Annotated in this window: 1 protein-coding gene; it reads left to right on the top strand. The window is 42.5% G+C overall.

The features are described 5' to 3' along the window. Window positions 1-247: hypothetical protein (locus AVJ19_RS21410; RefSeq protein ID WP_162626703.1), on the top strand; the 247-nt coding region annotated here is incomplete at both ends.

The raw sequence follows: 247 nt of genomic DNA, 5'->3' as shown, positions 1-247 counted from the left end.
CTGCCTATATGGCAGTGAACTGATGAGTGGGCGGATTGCAAGTGGGCAGCATTTTCTAAGCTGCCTATATGGCAGTGAACACGCCTTTAAAGGTTTGGATGAATGCTCACAATTTCTAAGCTGCCTATATGGCAGTGAACAACTTCATAATGTAATACTGCCTGAAATGAGTTTTCTAAGCTGCCTATATGGCAGTGAACATGATATCAAGCCATTCATCAAGCAATGCTTCTTTTCTAAGCTGCCT

It is taken from the genome of Acinetobacter sp. CFCC 10889, from assembly GCF_003268395.1.
Classification (GTDB): Bacteria; Pseudomonadota; Gammaproteobacteria; order Pseudomonadales; family Moraxellaceae; genus Acinetobacter.
This window is presented reverse-complemented; position numbering and strand designations above follow the sequence as displayed.